The sequence below is a fragment of the Streptomyces sp. CNS606 genome (genome assembly GCF_000426325.1).
Genome location: NZ_AUFD01000035.1, coordinates 1 through 19,566, shown reverse-complemented (window position 1 = coordinate 19,566; position 19,566 = coordinate 1). Strand labels below are relative to the sequence as shown.

17 protein-coding genes and 1 pseudogene are annotated in these 19,566 nt (G+C 68.7%); 14 read left to right on the top strand and 4 right to left on the bottom strand.

Features of this window, described 5'->3' with window-relative positions; translation table 11 throughout:
• Window positions 1-834 precede the first annotated feature (834 nt).
• Entirely contained in the window at window positions 835-2,073 is a 1,239-nt protein-coding gene (locus K304_RS0119575) for a helix-turn-helix domain-containing protein (RefSeq protein ID WP_027765136.1), read from the top strand.
• Window positions 2,074-2,175: 102 nt separating this feature from the next.
• A complete protein-coding gene (locus K304_RS0119570) occupies window positions 2,176-2,517 on the top strand; it encodes a DUF6415 family natural product biosynthesis protein (protein WP_027765135.1) in 342 nt (113 codons plus the stop codon).
• A 916-nt stretch (window positions 2,518-3,433) separates the two neighbouring features.
• Here K304_RS0119570 and K304_RS0119555 read toward each other — a convergent pair.
• Window positions 3,434-3,865 (bottom strand): hypothetical protein, encoded by a 432-nt coding sequence (locus tag K304_RS0119555; protein ID WP_027765133.1) that lies wholly within the window; start codon window positions 3,863-3,865, stop codon window positions 3,434-3,436.
• A gap of 363 nt (window positions 3,866-4,228) precedes the next feature.
• On the opposite strand from K304_RS0119555, the gene K304_RS0119550 reads away from it, so the two are divergent.
• Both K304_RS0119550 and K304_RS0119545 read left to right on the top strand, forming a co-directional pair.
• Window positions 4,229-4,477 carry a ribbon-helix-helix protein, CopG family gene (locus K304_RS0119550; RefSeq protein WP_037791171.1) on the top strand — a complete coding sequence of 83 codons (249 nt, stop codon included), beginning with the start codon at window positions 4,229-4,231 and terminating at the stop codon, window positions 4,475-4,477.
• A 2-nt stretch (window positions 4,478-4,479) separates the two neighbouring features.
• Window positions 4,480-4,851 (top strand): toxin Doc, encoded by a 372-nt coding sequence (locus K304_RS0119545; RefSeq protein ID WP_486591736.1) that lies wholly within the window; start codon window positions 4,480-4,482, stop codon window positions 4,849-4,851.
• 238 nt (window positions 4,852-5,089) lie between these two features.
• Here K304_RS0119545 and K304_RS0119540 read toward each other — a convergent pair whose 3' ends face one another.
• The gene (locus tag K304_RS0119540; RefSeq protein WP_158687369.1) at window positions 5,090-7,744 is read right to left on the bottom strand and encodes a phospholipase D-like domain-containing protein; all 2,655 of its coding nucleotides are present in this window, start codon (window positions 7,742-7,744) and stop codon (window positions 5,090-5,092) included.
• Window positions 7,737-9,257, bottom strand: a complete 1,521-nt coding sequence (locus K304_RS0119535) for a hypothetical protein (protein ID WP_027765129.1) — start codon at window positions 9,255-9,257, stop codon at window positions 7,737-7,739. Before K304_RS0119535 ends, K304_RS0119540 begins: the two co-directional genes overlap by 8 nt.
• Before the next feature lie 270 nt (window positions 9,258-9,527).
• On the opposite strand from K304_RS0119535, the gene K304_RS0119530 reads away from it, so the two are divergent.
• Window positions 9,528-9,767, top strand: coding sequence for a hypothetical protein (locus K304_RS0119530; RefSeq protein WP_027765128.1), 240 nt, complete (start codon window positions 9,528-9,530; stop codon window positions 9,765-9,767).
• Here K304_RS0119530 and K304_RS33435 read toward each other — a convergent pair.
• On the bottom strand, window positions 9,764-9,922 hold the full coding sequence (locus tag K304_RS33435) for a hypothetical protein (protein WP_158687368.1): 159 nt from the start codon (window positions 9,920-9,922) through the stop codon (window positions 9,764-9,766). The two genes, K304_RS0119530 and K304_RS33435, sit on opposite strands and share 4 nt — an antisense overlap.
• Window positions 9,923-10,200: 278 nt before the next feature.
• Between K304_RS33435 and K304_RS0119520 the strand changes: the two genes are divergently transcribed.
• The 9 genes and pseudogenes from K304_RS0119520 to K304_RS30015 all read left to right on the top strand — a co-directional run.
• Entirely contained in the window at window positions 10,201-10,866 is a 666-nt protein-coding gene (locus K304_RS0119520) for a hypothetical protein (RefSeq protein ID WP_158687367.1), read from the top strand.
• Window positions 10,867-11,948: 1,082 nt separating this feature from the next.
• A complete protein-coding gene (locus K304_RS0119510; protein WP_027765125.1) occupies window positions 11,949-12,401 on the top strand; it encodes a hypothetical protein in 453 nt (150 codons plus the stop codon).
• A complete protein-coding gene (locus K304_RS0119505) occupies window positions 12,398-12,709 on the top strand; it encodes a hypothetical protein (RefSeq protein ID WP_027765124.1) in 312 nt (103 codons plus the stop codon). Before K304_RS0119510 ends, K304_RS0119505 begins: the two co-directional genes overlap by 4 nt.
• Window positions 12,710-13,791: 1,082 nt before the next feature.
• On the top strand, window positions 13,792-14,829 hold the full coding sequence (locus K304_RS0119490; RefSeq protein ID WP_486591739.1) for a bifunctional DNA primase/polymerase: 1,038 nt from the start codon (window positions 13,792-13,794) through the stop codon (window positions 14,827-14,829).
• Window positions 14,826-16,346, top strand: a complete 1,521-nt coding sequence (locus tag K304_RS0119485) for a phage/plasmid primase, P4 family (protein ID WP_027765122.1) — start codon at window positions 14,826-14,828, stop codon at window positions 16,344-16,346. The genes K304_RS0119490 and K304_RS0119485 overlap by 4 nt, the downstream gene beginning before the upstream one ends.
• On the top strand, window positions 16,343-16,744 hold the full coding sequence (locus K304_RS0119480; protein ID WP_027765121.1) for a DUF6009 family protein: 402 nt from the start codon (window positions 16,343-16,345) through the stop codon (window positions 16,742-16,744). The genes K304_RS0119485 and K304_RS0119480 overlap by 4 nt, the downstream gene beginning before the upstream one ends.
• Window positions 16,745-17,202: 458 nt before the next feature.
• Window positions 17,203-17,433 carry a hypothetical protein gene (locus K304_RS33020; protein WP_158687366.1) on the top strand — a complete coding sequence of 77 codons (231 nt, stop codon included), beginning with the start codon at window positions 17,203-17,205 and terminating at the stop codon, window positions 17,431-17,433.
• A 1,216-nt stretch (window positions 17,434-18,649) separates the two neighbouring features.
• Window positions 18,650-19,366: a hypothetical protein gene (locus tag K304_RS34120; protein ID WP_486591735.1), complete on the top strand. Its 717-nt coding sequence runs from the start codon at window positions 18,650-18,652 to the stop codon at window positions 19,364-19,366.
• Window positions 19,363-19,566, top strand: a pseudogene (locus K304_RS30015) (hypothetical protein); the annotation flags it as partial. The gene K304_RS34120 and the pseudogene K304_RS30015, both read left to right, overlap by 4 nt.

The window sequence follows — 19,566 nt, the reverse complement described above, 5'->3', positions numbered from 1 at the left end:
CCGCCTGTGACGCCCCGGTGTACCGGGTGCCGACGGGGCGGCCGGGCGAGCCCGGGGAGGAGGGAAGCCCCGGCCCATCCGGAGAGCCCGGCGACTTCTGCGAGCCGGGAGCGGCTGGTGCCGACGGCCAAGCCGGAGAGGACGGCCATGCCGGCGCTCGCGGCCCCCACAGGGCGAGACTGGCGCCCGCGGTCCGCAAGGGGAGAGGGCGAGCGCTGCGCGGCCGGGCCGACGTGCCCCGACGGCTACAGCCTCCAGGGCCCGGGGTGGGGTCCGGGCGCGCTGGTGTGCCGACGCGATGGCGCCCCCGACCCCGAACCGTGGGAGGACGACGGCGGCCTGGTGAATCTCACGCTGGACGCGCTCGACCCGACTCGACGCACCTACCCCTGACGCAGTGCGCCCCCACGCCCCGGGCCGGGCGGGGGCGCATTCGTCATGTGCCGCCGCTCCGGGGTCAGTTGGTGACACCTGCCATCAGCCGCTTTACAATGCCGTTACAGATTGCGCCCATTCCTTCACCGCTGGAACAGTGATCGCGCGGGCCCGACCTGCCGATCCCCGTGGCCTGCATGGTGCTCCGTCGGCTGCGCCTCGGCGGGGCACCACCTCTGCTCCCGTACCGTGCGAAGGCTCTGCCCGCCCGGGCGGGACGGCGTCCCGGCTCTGGGGAGGTGTCCTGGACGCCGACACCCGCGCCCCTGCCCGCACCCCCAGCGGGCGGGGGCGCATTCGTCATGCCTACGAGCGGTAGTTGACGCTCACACCGCGCAAATTCGGCCTCGCCCCATACCCTGTGAGGTGTCGAAGCTGCACAGAGATAGGGGCAAGGCCGTGTCTTCACCTGATGCTACCCCGGAGCCCATCGCGTTCGGCGAGCGTGTGCGCATCCTGCGGTCACGCCGCGGCATGACCCAGGTCGTCCTGGCCGGGCTGCTCGACAAGTCCCCTTCGTGGGTGAAGGCGCTCGAAGCGGGCCGCTTCCAGACTCCGGGCCTGCCGATGGTGCTGCGCATGGCGGAGCTTCTGCGGGTGCGAGACCTGTCCGACCTCACCGGGGATCTCTCCATGCCCACCCACCTGTTCATCGGCCCCGGCCACGCCCGCCTACCCGAAGTGCGCGCAGCCGTGGACGCCTTCCCCAGCCCGGGCGGCGTCCACGAAGCCCCATCGCTCGAGCACCTCCGGGCTCGGCTCGCCCGGGCGTGGGCGGCCCGGCACTCGGCGCCGAATCACCGCGACGTCATCGGCGCCTTGCTGCCGGATCTGATTCGCGACGCGCAGGCCGCCGTCCGGCAGTCCGATACGCCCGCCGCACGTCGGCAGGCGCAGGCAGTGCTCGCCGAGGTGTACAGCCTGAGCCAGTTCTTCCTCGCCTACCAGCCCGACAGCGCCCTGCTCTGGCGCGTCGCCGAGCGCGGCATGGTCGCCGCGCACGAATCCGAGGACCCGCACGCTCTCGGCATGGCCGCATGGCTCACCGCCGAGGCGCACCGCGACGCCGCCCACTACGACGGTGCCGACACCGTCACCTCCGAGGCCCTGGCCTACCTGGACCCGCAGCTGCCCGACGCGGACGACGACGTGCGCGCGATCGCAGGCGCCCTGCAAGTCGCTGCCGGCTACACCGCAGCCCGCCGCGGCGACACCGGCACGGCGTGGGGGTGGTGGGACAAGGCCGACCGCGCGGCGAAGAAGCTCCCGGAGTCCTACTACCACCCGATCACGTCGTTCTCCCGCGCGGTGATGGGTGCGCACGCGGTAACGCTCGCCGTCGAGCTGCACGCGGGCGGCGAGTCGGTGAAGCAGGCGGCGAAGGCGGACGCACGGTGCATCCCGTCGCGGCCCCGGCGCGCCCGGCACCGCATCGAGGAGGCCCGCGCGTACCAGCTGGACGGGAAGCCGGAGACCGCGCTGGAGACACTGGCCAAGGCGCACGAGAACGCGCCGGAGACCATCGCGTACAACGGCTACGCCCGCCGGATCATCCTCGAGGAGACGGAGGCGCGAGCGCCGGAGCGTCGGCGCCGCGCGTCGGAACTCGCGGTGAAGGTGGGCGTACTCGCCGCCTGACAAAGCCTCCTGACGGAGGGACACAATCTGTAACCTTCTCAGCCCACGGCGCTCTTACGGTCAGTGAGTAACCGATCACTGACGAGACGCCGGGGGTTGCTCATGCCCGCCACAGCTACACCGCCGGAACCGACCGGCCAGGCACCGGCCGACGCTCTGCCGGTCGACCTCGACACGATCCGCGCAACCATCGGCCGCGCCCTTGCCGAGGGCCCGGCGCCGCGCTACGCCACGCTGGAGGAGCTGGAGGGCCTGCTGCGCGGGCACGTGCAACTCCTCCTGCCCGAGGCGCAGGCCGCCGACGCGCCAGGGAGTCTGCTCGCCTCGGTCCGGGTGCACATGGAGGAGGGGATGGGCGAGGGTCTGGTGTCGGCGCGGGTTCACGTCCGCCAGCTCGCCTACGACGCCCGCGCGCTCCTCCGCTACGTGGAGGCTGGGCAGTGAGCACGGAGCCGACTGTGCGGGTCTGCCGCGCGTGCGGGCGGCCGGCGCTTCTGGAGCCGCACGAGCACCGCGCAGACGACCCGTGGGCGTGCACCGACTGCTTGGCTCACATCACACGGGAGGACGCCACGCACGTCCCCGAGTGGGCTATACGGCTGGCCCGCCCGCTGAGGGCCGTCGGGTGAGGCAGGTCGCCTGCCAGGTCGTGCTGGTCGCCACGGTCGCCGCGTTCGTGGTGTGGGTCGCCATCTACTCGCGCCCCGCATGAACCCCCGCCCCCGCTCGTGCCGACCCCCGCGGCACGGGCGGGGCGCGGGCACCAACCCCACCGGCACTGGTGGAAGGAGGCTCCGTGCAGTCGTCTGGGTACGTGGCGCTGGTGGCTCTGGTGCGAGTGGCGCGATCTCCTGGTGACCGCGATCGGGCCGTCTTCTGGGATGGGGAGCTGTTCCGGCTTCGCGCGTGGGGCGTGCGTCGCCGTCGCCCGGCTCCGGGTGCGAGTGTGCAACGGCCTCAGCGCAGGGGAGCGGCGGGATGAGATCCCCCTGCCGGGCCAGCCCTCGCCTCGACCATCTCGCCGGCCCGGATCACCGAGTCGACCCTCCGTGTCGGGGATCACGTCCACGCCGGCCGCGACCGGCCCCCGCGGGGCGTGGGCTGCCTGCGCGCGCTACCGGGGGCGGGGCGGTCGGCGCCTCTACCTCAGCGACGGCTGTACTTGCGGCCTTCGACCTCGCCGTGTGCTGCGCGGCTACCGCCTGTAGAACCCGCCACTCGTGGCTTGGCGTTGAGAGAGAGTCCAAGGCCCTTCGGGTAAACGGCGAGGTCGCGTGGTTCGTTGGGCGGTTCTGCGGCGCTGCTCACTGTGGCGATGTGTCATCAGCACTGTCCACTCCTGTCGGCTCATCCGCCTGGGTCAGATCCGCCTTCGTGTTGCGACGGCGCGGATCTCTGCCTCGAAGGCGCGGAGGGCCTTGGCATGCTCATCGCGCGCCTCGGTCCAGGACGATGCTGTCGTGTACCCCTCTCGCATCGCTGTGCCGGCATTGATGAGTCGGGTGGCGCTCGGTGCGAGCTGCTCTGCTCCGGGGGTCATGTAGAAGCGCGTGGCTACTTCGTAGCGGCCGACGTCGAGTGGAGGGAGGTCGGCCTCCGCGACCCCGTTCCGGTGGGCGTCTCTCAGCTCGCCGGAGAGGCGGTTGTACGTCGCGGAGAGGAGTGCGCCGGCTTCTACGAGACGAAGCACTTCAGCGTGTCGTCGTTCTGCTGTGCGTCGGATGTGATCACCCAGCATCACCAGGCTGCCCCCCAGCAGGACGCCCAGGAGGCCAAGCAGGGCCTGTCCCATACGCCACCCCTACCGTCCGAAGACTCCGGTACGCCCTTCTCCCTTCCCTTGCGAGTCTCGCGTTCACCCCCTGTCTTCCCCTCTTGTTCTTGTCCGGTCCTTCTCCCGCCATCAGCTCGACCGCCCCGCCCGTTGCCCCGCTCCCAGCCCTATACCAGGCCCTCGGGCGTGCTCAGACGCAGGGCGACGCGGTGGACGACGCGCTGGGAGCCTCCCCGGACTCTTGCCGGGAAGTCCTCGCCTACGTCGCTCGTGGTGGCAGTTCCGGCGAGGGCCGCGAGGAGCGGCGCTTCCTCGCCGTCCAGGCCAGGCGACTGGCCGAAACAGCACCGGTGCTGTACGTCTTGCTGTACAGTCGTGGGTATGTCGAAGCCAGTGACGATCCGGGTCGATGACGAGCTGCACGCGGCGCTGAAGGAGAGGGCGGAGGCCGAGGGGACCACGGTGACCGCGCTGATCTCCCGCGCCGCGCACGACGCCGTGCGAGACCCGCGCCTCGAAGGCGCCGCGGAGGTCTTCCGCGCCTTCATCGAGGACAATGCCGACGCCTTCGACGCAGCCTTCCCCGACGACGCGCCGTCCCGCCTGGACGCCTCAGGTCAGGCCGCCTGAGCGTGGAGCTGCTCATCGACATCCGCTGGTTGCTCGAGCGCCAGGCCGAGGTACTGCCCAAGCACCCCCACATCCACGACTTCTCCGCCCTCGTGGCCGCCGTCGCCCGGCACCGCGTCAACACACCCCGCATCGGCGCCGTGGTGGACAACGCCTGGCGCGCCGCCGTCCTGCTGCACACCGTCATCCGGCTCCGGCCGCTCCCGGCCCGCAACGCGTTGTTCGGCGCCGGACTGGTCGTGGCGTACATGGACGCCGCCGGCGACACCATCGACCCGCCCTACGGTGCCCTAATCGACCTCACCCGCGACATCGACACCGGTCGCGCCGACGTCTACGACGCCGCTGGCAGTGTCCGCTCCTGGCGCTTCTGACCGACACCCCGAATCGGTCCTGTGGCGCTTCTCATGACTGGTCCACCAGCGGTGGTATCGGCGGCCGGCCATGGGACTCTGCCTGCGTGCCGTCGTCCTGGTGAAGGGCGACGGAGAACGCTCGTAGTCGATGCCGGGCGTGACGCGTGTGAGGGCGTCACGCCCGCCGGGCGTCTGCGATGGTGCGCAGGCGAACGTGCGGAGACTGGCGGTCAGGCTGCGGCGGCCAGACCCCCGGTCATCCTTCGCAGAGGGGTGGGTGGGGTTCGGTCAGGCCGAGTTGCGCCAGTACATTCCGGGCGAGGTCGAAGGGTTGGTTGCGTGGGCCGTGCGGGACTGAGACGGCGGATTCGAAGCTGCGCTGTGTGGCCAGGGCTCTGGGGCCCACCAGGCCGGCGAGCAGGTGGTGCCGCCAGAGGGGGACGGGCCGTCGTGCGTCGATGACGATGAGGTCCGGCCGGCGCCACACGACCAGCGCCCAAGGTCCACCGTTGGCGCCGTCGCCGGCCCAAGCGCCGACCAGCGGCACGCTCTCGGCCGCGCCGACGGCTTCGAGGGCCACGAGTGAGGGATTGCTGAAGCGGCCGGTGTCGTGGAGCAGCAGCTTGCCGTGGCGGTGCACGTCGCGTCCCTTCTCCGCCAGGGCCGAGACCGCGTCGTCGAGGGGATCGTCCTGAATGACGTCCTCCGCTACCGCGAGTACGGATTCGGGGTGCACGGTGGGTCCGAAGGCGTCCTCCAGTAGGGAGGCGTATTCGGCGACATAGGTGGGGTCGGCTGCGGGCAGGAGGTGCCCTATCGCCGCGGAGGCTTCGTTGAAGGCGAGGGTTTCTGGGGTCACTTCGTAGCGCGGGGCGTGGCTTCGGAGGACTGCGAGGGCGACTGCGGCGAGGCTTCCGATCTGGGGTTCGGTCCGGTCGGGGAGGTCGCGTCGGGCCAGAGCGCGTAGGGAGGAGGAGAGTAGGGGTAGCCAGGTGGTGTCGGCCGGTGGCCAGGCGCCTGCGGCCGCGGTCCACAGGGTGAGCCGCACGGCGAGCATCCGCTCGGGCGATTCCAGCTGGGGGGACAGGGCGACCAGGCGCTCGACCCAGCGCCGGTACCTGCGGCGGACCTGCTGTTCGGCCTGGCGCAGGTCAGGCAGTGACGGTGTGTTCGCCACTGTGCTGGAAGGGTCCTGTGTCGCGGCGACGTCCTCGGTGTCGTCTTCGTCGAGTGCCGCCTCGACGTCGTCGGCGAACCGCTCGTCCCAGGTGACCGTCAGTAGGTCCTGGAAGGGCATGTCTGTACTGGAGGGCAGTGGAAGGCCGAGCGCGAAGCGCACGAGTGGCTGCCCGATGCGTCCTGCGCACTTGTCCAGGTAGTTCTCCCATCCGTCCTCGTCCTCCGGCATCGGCGTCTTGGCGTCCGTACCGGGGGCTTTGCTTGCCGCGGTGGCGGCCTTGGGGGCAGGGCTCAGCGCTGTCCGTAGGGTTTCCAGGTCTCCTAGGAACCGTTCGGCCAGCCGCGGGTCCTCGAACAGGTCTGCCGGCTGTGTCGCGGGCGCCTGGGGCTGATCGGGCATCACGCGGCGCAGTACGCGATCGGCGTCGATGACGTACACGGTGTTGCCGAATCTCGGGATGCCCGCGTCGTCGAAGGCCACCAGGCGTAGGCGGCTGCCCGCGTCGGCAGGAGCCGTTACGGTCACCGTGGTTTCGCCGGGGGGAACGTTCGCGATGGGCTCCCACGTCTCCGGTGGGGCTGCGGCTGCTGACAGGTCGAGGCGGGTCGGGTGGGGCAGCGTTCGGGCGAGACTCACCTCCAGTCCGTCGGCCGTCCGTACGGCCCCGAGCAGCAGTGGTCCGCCTTCGGCGCGTGGACGGGGCAGGGCTGGGGTAGCGCGCAGCCGGGCGACGGGTTCTTCATCGCCTTCTGGAAGGAGTGTGGTGGAACGGGGGGCGATGAGGCCGAGTTCGCAGTTGCCGCCCCGCCCTTGTGGGAGCAGCAGGGCTGCGGAGGAGAGATTCGGGCTGCCGGTGAGGGCCCATCGCTCTTCGCCGGTGGTCCACTCCACGAGTTTTCCGTGGCGGTAGCGCTGTTCGTTGTCGCTGATGATGCGGCCACCGTGCTCCTGGACCAGGTCGGCGACGGATGGGCCGTTGAGGTCGGTGAGCCCGGGTTGGTAGGCGACGGTCAATCGGGCTGGGCGGAAGCGATGAATCAGCCTTCGCAGCGCACGGGCGTGTGGGTCGTGGAACGGCGCGGATAGGGCTAGCTCGCCGACGGGGCCTTCGGGTAACTGGTCGACGATGGGTGAGTGCAGGCTGCTGACGAGGCGTAGGTGCGGGTCGACGGGCGTCCTGTTGCGGTGGAGCCGGTCGAGGAGCGTTGCCACCCGCTGCAGGGCCCGGGGGACGCCGGCGGAGAACCGCACCTTCTCCGGCAGGGCGTGTAGCCAGGCTGACAGGTCCGCGACCGCTGCGGGGCTTTGGTCGCCTGTTACCCGCAGCACCGTCCACAGTTCGGCGTTGGCTTGCCAGCCGGCCAGGGTGGTGTTGCCCGAGCCGAGTGCGATGGTTGCGTGTTCCGGGCCGGCCAGGATCATCAGCTTCGGGTGGAAGGCGGGTCCGCCTGTGTAGGCCAGGCCGGCCAGGTAGCTGCGTCCGGCCCGTCGGACGGATCGGGGGTCGTGCCGGGTCATGGTCACGTCCCCGACCACGGTGACGCGGGCGCCTGTCGCTTGGGTGACGCCGAGGGCGATTTCCTCGAAGAAGCCGAAGTCGGCCGTGAAGCTGAGGAACAACGCCTCTTCCAGCTCGTACTTGCCGCTGCGTCCCTCCTCGAGGATGAGCGTCAGTGGTGAAGCGATTTCGGTATGTACCCCTTCGGACGGTGCCGTTTGGGTGTCAGTCAACGAGGTCCCTCCCGGTTGGGGTGAGCGACCAGTACTGGTCGTGGTGCTGCAGCATGCCGCAGGTGGCAAGGACGGTGCCCAATTGGCTCAGCCGCAGTCCCACGTCGCCGCGGCCCTCGTGGCTGGTTCGGTACAGCCAGCCGCCGCGTTCGTGGAGGCGGGTGGGCAGCCACAGCGTGCCGTCGGGGCGGCGGCGGGCTTTGGCCAGGGCAATGCGCTGCGAGCGTGCGACCAGGACGTGGACGAGGTGGCGTGCCGCGTCGCGCAGCGCTGTTGGTCTTCTTTCATCGAGCCACCGTCCGACCCATTCGGGGCCGAGTTCGATGCCGCGCGGGCCGAGGAAGGCTTCCCGGACCCGGCCGGACAGCTCGTCGGCCCGGCGTGACCCCATGGCAAGCACCTGTAGCTCGGTCAGGGGCAGGAGGGCGTTCGCCATGCGCAGGTCGTGCTCGGCGGGAAGCGGGGTACCTGTCGTGCTGCGTGTCGCGGGTAGTGAGGACAGGAACGCGGCCACCGTGACGTCGGGCAGTTCCTGGGCGAAGCAGTCGGCCAGTTCCTCGACCGGGACCATGCCGTCCACCTGCTCCACGAGCCAGGACCACAGGCGGCGCCAGGCGCCGACGGAGTAGTTCCGCAGGACCACCCCTCGCCACGCCGGCGCCACGTCGATGCTGCCGGCCACGGCATCAGTGGTCAGGAAGTCGCCGAAGGCCAGCACGTTTCCAACGTCCCAGGCGAAGTGCGCGATGGGATGCGTGTCGACTACCCGCGCTAACAGACGGATCGTTTGTCGCCGTGTCATCGCGCTGGAGCTTGTGTCAGCAGCGTCCGGCCTGCCCAGGAGGCGCGCCAGCCACGTACCGTCAGGGCTCCCAGCGCCCGCGCACACGCACAGCTGGGCGCCGAGCGGAGCGAGGTCTTCCACGCGCAGTGTTTCCTCGGCGGCCAGATCAAGGAGCTCTCCCAGGCCGTCTCGTACGGCGGCTGCGTTGAGCTGTGGCCCTGGTGTGGGCATGGGGCCGGGGCTGAGGATGCCGAGAGCCGTTTCGGATCCGGCGTACGGGCCCCAGAAGCCCCACGTGTTGCGCACGTACCCGCCCTTACCAGGAACTGCGGACTCGGCCACGGCAACCGACCCGGAGCGAAGCCGGTGGGCCAGCGCATCGACCCCGTGGGCGCGTGGTAACCATTCGTGCTCGGGCGCATGGTGGGCGAACGACACGGCGGCCAGAGCCACCTCCGCGCGGCGCAGCAACTTCTGGGAGGCTGGAGCGGTCAATCCGGCGGCGTCGGCGTGCGCCGCGACCAGGCCGTGCAGCGCGTAGTAGCGCGCGTGAGGCGTCACCGTGGTGACGCCCGGCAACAGGTGATCGACCATGCGCATTACATGCCGTTCCACCGACAGCGGGTAACGCCCCGCAGCGACGTCCAGCCCCGGACGGCTCCACTCAGGCCCTTCCACGAGACCGATCCCGGACCCGTCCCCGTAGGAAGCGGTTGTCGACTCAGCCATGGGGCCGCTCCGCAGAGAGGAGCGGCCCCACCGTCATCCCGCTCATAATCCTTCTCCGCACGTTTCGCCCCCAGCATCGCCGACGAGAGATGGTCTCGGTAGTCATTCTGACGCGTTCCACGGGCCTCTCATGCCCAACACCCGGCCCACTACGAGCCGGACACCGGCCGTCTAGACGTTCGCCCGGCCAGTCTCCGCCTGCGCCGGGCAGAGGCGCTTGCTCCAGACGCAGATGATCGCCGTTTAAGCGCCGCGACCGGCGCCGCCACGGTGCGCTCCCTGCGGGTGCTGCCGCCCGGCGCCCCGGCCGCGACCACCATCACGTCGGCGGTCGTCGCTGGCAGCCCCCACCGTCGCCGCGCCGGCGCACACGGGAAGGGCCGGGAGCCGGTGCGCACCTGGAAGACCGCGTCGGCTGGCTACCGCCGCGCGCTCGCCGCCCATCAGGCCGCCCGGCCCACCTCACAGCACCAGGTGCAGCGCGACGTCGCGGCCGCGGCCGAAGCCTAGGTGCGCTGCCGGCTGCGGGAGCCGGAGGAGGCGTCACCGCCGACCGTGACGCCGTCGCTGATCAGCACGCCCGCAGAAGTGCCCCAGGGCGCGGTGGAGGCCAGCCGCGGACGTGTGCTGCGCCGTGCGGCCACCGAACGGGCGGGCCTGCCCACCGCGTGGCGCCCGCTGCCGCACGCGCCGCTTGCCGGCCAGCAGGGCTGGACGAGGTCGCCTGAGCACCGCGACCTGGCTTAGGAGGTGCAGGCTCACTGCGCGAACGAAGCCCAGGCGTTCGGACCCGCGTGCGGGTCACTACCCCGTGCAGCAATATGACGATCAATCAGATCTGGGTGATGGGGGAGGCGATCCAGTGGAGGACCAGCCAGAAGAGGAGCGTTCGAGGGAGCGGAGCCCGGATAGCGAGGCTCGCGATCGGCGACGGCGGGTTCGGGTGGACTGGATGCAGCTCGGCACGGTCATCGCGGGCCTCGCGGCGGCAGGGGGATTGGCCTTCTCCGGCTGGACTGGCTACTACAGCGTTCAGGTCGCGCGCGATCAGCTCAACCAGTCTCGGGAGGGCTCTGAAAAGGAGCTGCAACGGCAGGCCGCGTTGATATCGACGTGGACGCAGAAGGGCGATAGGGAGCAGACCACCAGCTTCGTTGCCAACCGGTCGCTTGATCCGGTCCACCAGCTCGTTGTGGGCATCGCGACGGGGGAGGACCTGGGGATCGACTGGGATCCCCGCAGCCAGAAGGGGCCGAAGACGATGCTGTACCTCGGATCCGTGCCGCCATGTTCGCGGGTGACGATTCCCGGCCCGGTCGTAGCCAACTTCCTCGGGCCGCGAGTGCCCTCGGATGTCCATCACACCATCGCCGGAGTGTTCCTCGTCGACGTTCACGGACAGGGTTGGGTCCGGTTGTCCTCCGGGCCTCTACAGAAGCTGAAACTGCCGCACAAGACTACAGGGCCAGAGTGGACGAAGGTGCAAACCATGCTCGGCAGCAGGCTGCTTGGAAAGAAGCACCTCGGCCTCGCCTCCGCACGTCCTGGAGGAAGCAACTCGCCTCTCGATTCGCCGCAGTCGCTGAAGGAGTGCGGCACCAGCAGCTGACAGGCTCCGGAGCATTGAATTTGGGGCGCAGCTCGGCGGCTCTCGCCCTGGTACTGCTCCACGAGGTCCCGGACCTCATCGCGGTAAATCAGCCCCGCTCAGGAAGCTCTTGCTGAGGAGCGGGCCCGCAAGCAGGGCCCGTGCGACACCCGTGAAAGTCTGCAGGAGTTCGGCTCGGACACCCCCTTCCTATGTCTCCTAGACGACCCGCCTGATGAACGTGTGGTCAATCTAGGCAGTTCTTGCAGTCTGGGTACGGAGGTCTTGAGACATGGGTGAGGTGTTCCTTCGATCTGGGTGATGTGGTCTGGGGAACCGTGTGGGTGATGCGGAGGACTGGGTGGCAGATCCTCAGATCTTGGTGCAGAAGGGTGTTTTTGCAGCTCAACGGGCGATTGGCCTCGGCGTCCTCTATTGCAGTGGTACAGGGCTCGGTCGGTAGTCATGGGTTCGACGTTGGGTCAGTGCCGAGTCTTCAAGCAGGGGTTGTGGGGAGCCACTGCTCTTTTCTCTGGCCTCAGCCGGCGGATGCCGTTAGTGAGTGATCTACGTGTGCCCCGTGATGAGCTCAGCCGAAGGAAGCACGCCACGATGGTGGTGCGGTCGACTGGGTGCCGCCACGTGGCTCCCTCAGCCAGCGCCGTCCTTAGCCCCGCTGATCGATAACAAGCGTCCGATGTCCTGCAGTCGCCAACGGACCGGTGGGGCATCGGCGGGCACCCGGAGGCCCGCCAGGGCCGAGGATGCACCGGCCCTGGGCGTGAAGAGCCGCGAGCAGCGGCGGTAGCGGGCTGGCCAGTGGGCATGCGAGTGCTGTTGAGGACTTCTCCCCAGTTCTGCATGCCCCTGCTGGTCTTCGACAGCGGGCTGGCGTGGGAAGAGCGGCAGCAACGGTAGCGCCGGGAGCGGTCGGTGCATGGGGCGGCTGCCACGGCTGAGTTTTGGCTGGCCGTCAGGTTGGGCGACACGCTGCTGAAGCGCGCTCGATGTACAGGGGGCTCATGTACCTTAAGTTCATCTAGTCGGCCTGAGGGCCGTTGCTGATGCACGTGCAGGCAATGCCCAGCCAGAGGGAGGGGCCAGTGGGAGCAGTACGCAGACTGGTCGATGCCGACACGGGTGAGGCCATCCCGTATGCGCCTTACGCCTTCTCCGGTGATCACATTCAGGTGGACAAGACCAGGGTGGAGGCGATCACGGAGAGCAGGGAGTTCACTCCAAGTCAGAAGTACCTGGTGCTGTGGTGGATCGGTGTGTCTCCCGAGGGCATGGCCCCCCTGCGGGCGACCGGGGCTGACATCGCGAAGAAGGTGGGGATGACCGCTGATGCGGTGGGCAAGATCAACCGGAAGCTGTTGAAGAGGCGCATCATCATCGAGCGTGGTCGCATCGGGAACTACAGGCTCTACCGGATCAGTCCGTACATCGCGTTTCACGGTTCCGGATTCGAGCAGCGGGAGGCGGTGAGGACGTGCAACCCGCCGGAGATCCCCGGCTTCGACAACACGACCCCTTCGCGCTGGGAGGCCAAGTGAACAACGACGACAAGCGGAAGCTGCTGGACGTCCTTCACCGCACGGCAGGCATGACCGCGAACCAGCGTCTGGTGGTCATGCTCTACGCGATGCACCCTACGGACCGTGCGGGAGCCGTGATCGATACCGGGGCCAACCTCGCGAAGCTCGTTGGCATGTCGCCGACGGTGTTCTCCCGGACGCGGCGCCAGGTCGTTGAGGCCGGCTGGCTGGAGGAGTCCGAGCGGATGGCGCACATCAGCTACTACCGGCTCAGCCCGCAGAGCACGGGTGAGGATGTTGTCGTCCCTCTGCGCCGCGCAACCTGAGCGGTCTCAGGAGCATGACCTCATGTACGTGGAGTCAATGAAGGTCGATGCCGGAACAGCTCTTCATTGACTCCACGTTCATGAGCCTTTCAGGGGTGTACTGGCGAGGGACAGTAGCGAAGGCTGTCTGGTGCCGGAGCTCCCCGAGCTCCGGCACCAGGCCATCGGAGTCGGCGGCCGTGGCGCACTGGTACACCGGCACTCAGCGACAGAGCCACAAACATCACGACCCGGCCCGCTGCACGATCACCCTGCTCCGCGGACGTGACAGGCCTGCGGAGAGTCGACGGTCGGCGATCGTTTCCCTCACGCGCATCAGCGTCCTGAACTGACAGGTCACCACGGACGAAGTCCTCCTCACACGCCCCTGGATGAGCTGCATGATGCTTCCGGGTCGCCGTCGGCTGGAGCGTACGGCTCCTGGAGAACACGCAGCGAGGGCCTCGCACTCGGTGTCCTCAGCTGCTTCTCACCTGGCGACGGTCGCCGCCTCCTGCAGGCTGCCTGCTTCTCCTGGACGGAGCACGACCCACCTGTGCCGGCGGCGGCCGACACCGCTCGGCGTCTCGTCGCTCGCCTGAACGATGTCCCCGGCGCCGCCGCCGCGCGTAGCGACTGAAAGGAAGCGACTGAGAGCGGGCTGAGTCGCTGCGGGATACCACCAGGTCAGGGGGGTGAAGGCGACGGCGTAGCGACTGAAGCGACTCTAGGTTCCTATATATGGGCTGTGGTCGGTGTCTTCGTGTGCGTCATATACAGGGAAGTTGAGTCGCTTCAGTCGCTGTTGACTGTGTGGGGAAGGCGTTGAGCTGCGCTTTCGGTGGTGTGTGGGGGACAGCGACCGAAGAGCGTTCGGTCGCTGCCTGTTGAGTCGCTGCAGGTCCTGTCGGATGGGGCAGGGGAAGGTCCGACACGTCGTGTGGGGGATCGTTGGGTGTGCCGGTAACTCGGTTAGTGTGTGTTCGTACTTGAGTCGCTTCAGTCGCTGATTGGGGAGCAGCATGCCTGCTGAGCTGCGTCTTTCGCGTAGCGACTCAGGTGTGGGGGCTTCTGGGTCTTGGGTCGCTGTCTCGTCTGTGGCGCTGGCTCGGTGGTGTGTGCAGCGGGGGTGGCCGGTGCATCCGTTGGCTGCCGGGCGCAAGGCTCCTGCTCGGAACTGTGCGGAGTGTCAGCGTGGTGGTCACCGGCGCCAGGACTGCGGGTGTGTGGCGGCGGGGCGGTGGTGTCACGGTTTTCACGCTGCCACGCTCGATCCGGCGAGGGTCGAGCAGTGGTGGGGGAGTCGCCCTGCTCTGGGTGTAGGTGTGGCGTGTGGGCCTGCAGGCCTGGTTGTCATCGATGTCGATGCCCACGGCGCGCAGCCTCCGGTGCGGGAGCGTCTGCTGCCCGGTGTCCCTGTGGGGCCGGGTGTGGATGTGAGTGGAGTTGTCAGCGGGTTTCACACTCTTGCGGTGCTGGCCGCGCTGCGGGATGCCCCGGACCCGGTGTCCGATACGGGGACGCTCAGGGTGCGTACGCCGTCGGGCGGTATGCATGTGTGGTACCGCGTTCCCGACGGGCGGCGTTGGTTGTGTTCCGTCGGCTCGAGTACGGGGCGGGCGCTGGCTTGGCAGGTTGATGTGCGGGCTTACGGTGGCTACATCGTGGCGCCCGGCACCGTCACTCAGGACGGCACCTACCGCCCGGTCGGTGCTGTGCGTGAGCCGGCCGTTCTGCCGTCCTGGCTTGCGGAGGAGCTGGAGCGCACAGGTCACCTCGAGGCAGAGCCCCCGGCAGCTGCGGCCGGCGTGCTGCCGCCGCCGCGTGCCCGCCAGGCAGTGGTAGCTGCCGGTGGCGGCCGCAATCGTGCCGAACGGACCCTGACCGGCCTGCTGGCCGAGGTCGCCGCGTGCGCGGCCGCGGCCTCGGGTATGGGCTTCAGTGAGAAACTCAACCGCGCGGCCTACACCGCCGGCGGCCTGGTCGCCGCCGGACACCTGTCCAACCCTGACGCCGAGCGTCTGCTGGCCGAGGCCGCGCGGGCCGCCCGCCCGGGGCAGGAACGCCGCGCACTGCAGATCATCCGCAGCGGTCTGGGCGCCGGCATGCGCAGCCCGCTGTACCTGGAGGGCCGCCGATGAGCAGCAGTGGCGATGGGTTCCTCTTCGACTTCGATCCGCATGCGGTCGCGGAGCAGATCCGGGCCCAGGCGGTGACGGTGCCGGCGCAGACCACCGCTCCCGCGGCGGCGCCACCGCTCGAGCCGCATGCCACCGCCTCGGGTCTCCTGCCCGACTCCCTGTCAGACCGCGGCAACGCGAAACTGTTCGTCCGGCTGTACGCCAACGACTACCGGCACGTCCCCGGCATGGGCTGGTACCGCTGGGCCGGCACCCGCTGGCAGGTCGATGAGGACGACACCGTGCTGTGGGCCGCCGGTGACCTCGCTGAGGCCCTCGCGCTGACCGACCCGCGCGGCCACTACACCCCCGCTGGTCTCCAGCAGCACCGCCGCCGTGCCCTGAGCACTTCCGGTATGAACGCGATGCTCACCCAGGCGAAGTCTGCGCCCGGCATGGTCCTCGCCGCCTCGGCCCTGGACGCCGACCCGTACGTGCTGTGCACCCCGGACGGCATCGTCGACCTGCGCACCGGGCTGGTGCGCGCGCCCGATCCGAACAAGGACTTCCACTCGAGGGCCACCAGCACCGGGCCCCGGCAGATGCCCACCCCCCGCTGGGACCGGTTCCTGGCCGACACCTTCGGCGACGACGCCGAGGGCGTCGAGATGATCGACTTCCTGCACCTGCTGCTGGGCTACTCCATCACCGGCGACGTCGGCGGCCAGGTCATGCCCTTCCTCTTCGGCTCCGGGAAGAACGGCAAGTCGGTGCTGCTGGATGTGCTGATGAAGCTCCTGGGCGACTACGCCGACGCCGCCCCGCCCGGCTTCCTCATGGCCCGCCCCTACGAGGGGCACCCCACCGACCTGGCCGAACTGCACGGGCGCCGGGTCTTCGTGTGCAGCGAGGTCAAGCCCGGCGACCGCTTCGACGAGGCCCGCGTCAAACACCTCACCGGCGGCGACCGCATCAAGGCCCGCCGCATGCGGCAGGACTTCTTCAGCTTCGCCCCCACCCACAAACTCTGGCTGCTGGGCAACCACCGCCCCGAGGTCGGCACCGGCGGCTTCGCCTTCTGGCGCCGCATGCGACTGATCCCCTTCGAACGCGTCGTCCCCGACGACCGCAAGATCGACAACCTCGCCGACATCCTCGTCACCGAAGAAGGCCCCGGCATCCTGGGCTGGCTCGTCCAAGGAGCACGCCGCTACCTCGCCGGCGAGAAAGACCTCACCGGACCCGAACGCGTCCGCATCGCCACCACCGCCTACGCCGACACCGAAGACCACACCGGCCGCTTCCTCACCGAATGCTGCGCCCTCGAGGAGGGCCTGCGCGCGGAACAGGCCGGCCTGTATGAGGCGTACAAGACCTGGTGCCGCCACGACGGCGCTCCGGCCGTCACCTCCCGAGCCTTCGCCGCCCGCGTCCGCGAGACCATCGGCCTGGCCTCCCCCAAGGGAATGATCTTGTCGAACCAGCGGAAGTACTACCCGGGCATCGGACTGCTCGCAGACCAGGAGGAGTCATCATGAGCGCCCTGATCACCGAAGACGAGATCAGCCACGAGACCGATATCGTCTGGCTCGAGGACATCGACCAGCTCGACTACGTCCGCCAAAGCCTGGACCGTCTCCCCTCCCGCCGCGGCAAACCCGCCTACCACCGCGACGGCCGCATGGTCGGCTACGCCACCCTCGACACCACAGCCAAAGCCTCCCGCTCCTCCGGCACCTTCCGCCGCCGCGTGTTCTGGCTCCTCCCACACGACCGCGACACCGAACCAGAAGGCCTCTACGCCACCGGCGCACCAGCCGAAGCCGTCGACCCCCGCACCCTCACCCCACGCGACCGCGGCCGCAAGACCGAACGCTCCGAAGGCGGCCCGCCCTCAGACGCCATGCAGGAACTCGGCATAACACTCCCGCTGTAGAAGCCTCCGCCGCTCTGTGACCGCGACTGCAGCTTTGACCGTCGCTGCTCGAACCTCGTTTGCCGGGCATCCGCGGGGCAGGTGGCCGGTAAGGGCCAGGTGCCGTCGTGTGGGTGAGTGGCTGGGGCCCGCGCAGCAGGATGTCCGCGCTGTGCGGTTCACCTTGCCGAAGTCGATCATCAAGAAGGGCTCGGCCCGATCGCCGAGACGTCAGGGAGTATGGACTGGTCGGGTGCGGACGTGCTGGCCCCGCAGGATCGGCGCACACTGGGGGTGAGGGGATAACCGAAGAGGGCAAGATCATGGCTACAGAGAATCGGCGCAAGGCGCCCCCCAAGTATTCCGGTGCGCAGTGGTCCTCTGCTCCCCCTGGCCGGACGCCGCCACCTCCTGAGCCGGTAGGCGGCGAGACCGAACCGCGTAAGCGCCGGAAGATCTTCTTGTGGTGCTTCCTCGCGGTGCAGGTGATCTTCCTGGTGTGGGTCATCGGCGGTGGCGTCGATGCCGGGTCAAGCCTGCCAGACTGCAACGGACTCACCGGTCAGCGCTTGAGCGATTGCGAATTGGAGCGAGCGGCAGGTGAAGCCGGTACCGGCATCGGCATCGGGTTGGTGATCGCACTCTGGGTCGCCGTTGACTTCATCCTTGCGATCTCCTACGGGATCTACCGGCTCGCAAAGCGGCCGTAACCGGCTGCGCGAGCCCTCGCCACGCCCGTGTGCAGGCAACTGCGGTGACAGCCAACTGCCGACAATCCATCGCCTGGTTGCCCTGTTTGACGAGGATGGACATGATCCGCCGGTAGTCCGGCGCGAGCACAGAGACGTCGAGCCCTTCCTGCCATTCCGGCACCATCGAGCCGGGTACCGCCCCGCCACCGATCGCGGCGGCTCCTCGGACCGGATCACCGTCCCCTCCTCACCGCCACGCGGCTCGGTCAGGACTTGGTCGGCCGTCTCACGGGCGATCACGAACCGTTCTCACGCGGCTTCCGCCTCCCGCAAACCGGCCTGAAGAACCTCCACCCGCTGCCGGGCAGCGCGTTCCCGCTCCTCCAGCAAGCCCATCACCGACGGCACCCGGCACCTGCACCGTGGAGACATCACGACATGCCATCACTGCCGCACCCCTGAACGCGAGGCGTGCGCCGGGTGCCGGCCCGGCCCCGCCCCTGGCGTAGGCGCAGAACCGGGCTACGGCATTCCCGCCTCCCCCTGACTGTTACAAGTGCCAATTTCCTCTCTTGTCCGCATTCTCGGATACATATAGTTTATGCATTGAGGTCTGAAAGCGCGCATATAACGGGAGGGTCTCCATTGCGGCTTCATGCTTTCACTCTTTTGTCGTTCGGGTAGTCTGCTGGCAGTTGCATCGATCGACCAATCTGGGGGAAGTTAGATGGGGAACAATGCCGGTGTGAGATCTGCTTTTGCGGCCACCCTGGGAATTGTTGTTGCTGGAGGGCTGCTCGCTCCGACGACGGCCACTGCGGCAGACGTGGACGGTGTGGTAGCACTGAACGGCCAGGTCAACAAGGCTGTGGCGCTAGAGAACGCTCGATTCCGGGTGTGGCTGAAGGGTGCGGCACAAAAGACAGCCAGCCTCGGAAAGGGAGACGCGGCACCTCGCCACGCGCTCGACGCCGACACTGCAGTAGACGCCTATGGAAGCACTTTCGAAATCTCCATCGACCCGAACAAGGTGCCTGAAGAGTACGTTTCTGAAAACAACCTCGTGGCGCTGGAGATCGAAATATTCGACCCGGCAAGCAACAATTTCACCTGGACCACGAAGTCAGTACGCATGGCAGGCTCTTCAGCCCGCGCGGAGCAGGCATGGGCGGATCCCGTTGCGGCGCCTCCCGGCGGGAAGGCAGCCCGAGCGGCCGCAGCGTCACCCCCGGCGGTGACGCTTGAGCTCACTACTGCTCCCGAGGCCATGTCCTCGGCCGATCAGGCAAGGACCGCGGGCATCCAGTCGGCGCAGAAGGTGAAGTACGACTCCAAGGACCGGTGGGCAACCATCGGCTCCAGCTACCCCTCCCCTCCCGGGTACGGGAACACCAACGGCGAAGCGTGGATGAAGCACGAGACGGGGGCGGAGATCACCTACGGGGCCGGCTACTCGACCGGAGGCACCTCCTGGTCCTCCTCCGGATCCGCGACCGTCACCAACTCCACGGGCACATCGTTCAGGTGGGCCCCCGAAACCTGGCTCGGGAACGTGTACCGCACCCAGGTGCGCTACAACCTCTACAACCACTACAACAAGGACGGCGTCTTCCTCTACAAGACCGCCGAAGCGGTCAGTGAGACCGGCGGGTACAAGACCATCAACCTGCAAAGCAACCCGCCCTACTGGCTCTCCAGCAGCACCTGCATCTTCAACTACCCGGCCGGGACCTGGAAGAAGACCACCGGCAGCGCCTACACCCTGGGCACCGGAGTCAAGATCGGCGACGTACTCGGCATCGACCTGAGCACCCAGCGGGCCTACACATCGAAGTCGTCCCTCAGCTACAAGATGACCGCCAACCACGACTCCCTGTGCGGCAACAGCGACAAGCCCGCCTACGCCCCCAAGGTCCAGCAGTACTACAACCGCATCGAAGAAGAACTGTGAACCCCCAACCCCACGAAGTGCCCGCCGCCGCCCCCGCGCGGCGGCGGGCACTCGCCGCTCGTCCGCTGCTCACCGCCACTGCTCTGATCACAGCCGCGATCGTCACCTACCTCGCCGTCGCCGGCTCCCCCTTCGAGGCCCACCGCAGAGAGCACCTGGCCGGACAAGGCCCCCTCCAGTCCCACACGCAGCAGGGCGCC

Bases quoted from the DNA above. Each gene is read 5' to 3' on its own strand.
- K304_RS0119555 (WP_027765133.1), bottom strand. From the start codon at position 3,865: ATGGGACAGGCCCTGCTTGGCCTCCTGGGCGTCCTGCTGGGGGGCAGC.
- K304_RS0119485 (WP_027765122.1), top strand. From the start codon at position 14,826: ATGAGCAGCAGTGGCGATGGGTTCCTCTTCGACTTCGATCCGCATGCG.
- K304_RS0119480 (WP_027765121.1), top strand. From the start codon at position 16,343: ATGAGCGCCCTGATCACCGAAGACGAGATCAGCCACGAGACCGATATC.
- K304_RS0119550 (WP_037791171.1), top strand. From the start codon at position 4,229: ATGTCGAAGCCAGTGACGATCCGGGTCGATGACGAGCTGCACGCGGCG.
- K304_RS0119570 (WP_027765135.1), top strand. From the start codon at position 2,176: ATGCCCGCCACAGCTACACCGCCGGAACCGACCGGCCAGGCACCGGCC.
- K304_RS0119535 (WP_027765129.1), bottom strand. From the start codon at position 9,257: ATGGCTGAGTCGACAACCGCTTCCTACGGGGACGGGTCCGGGATCGGT.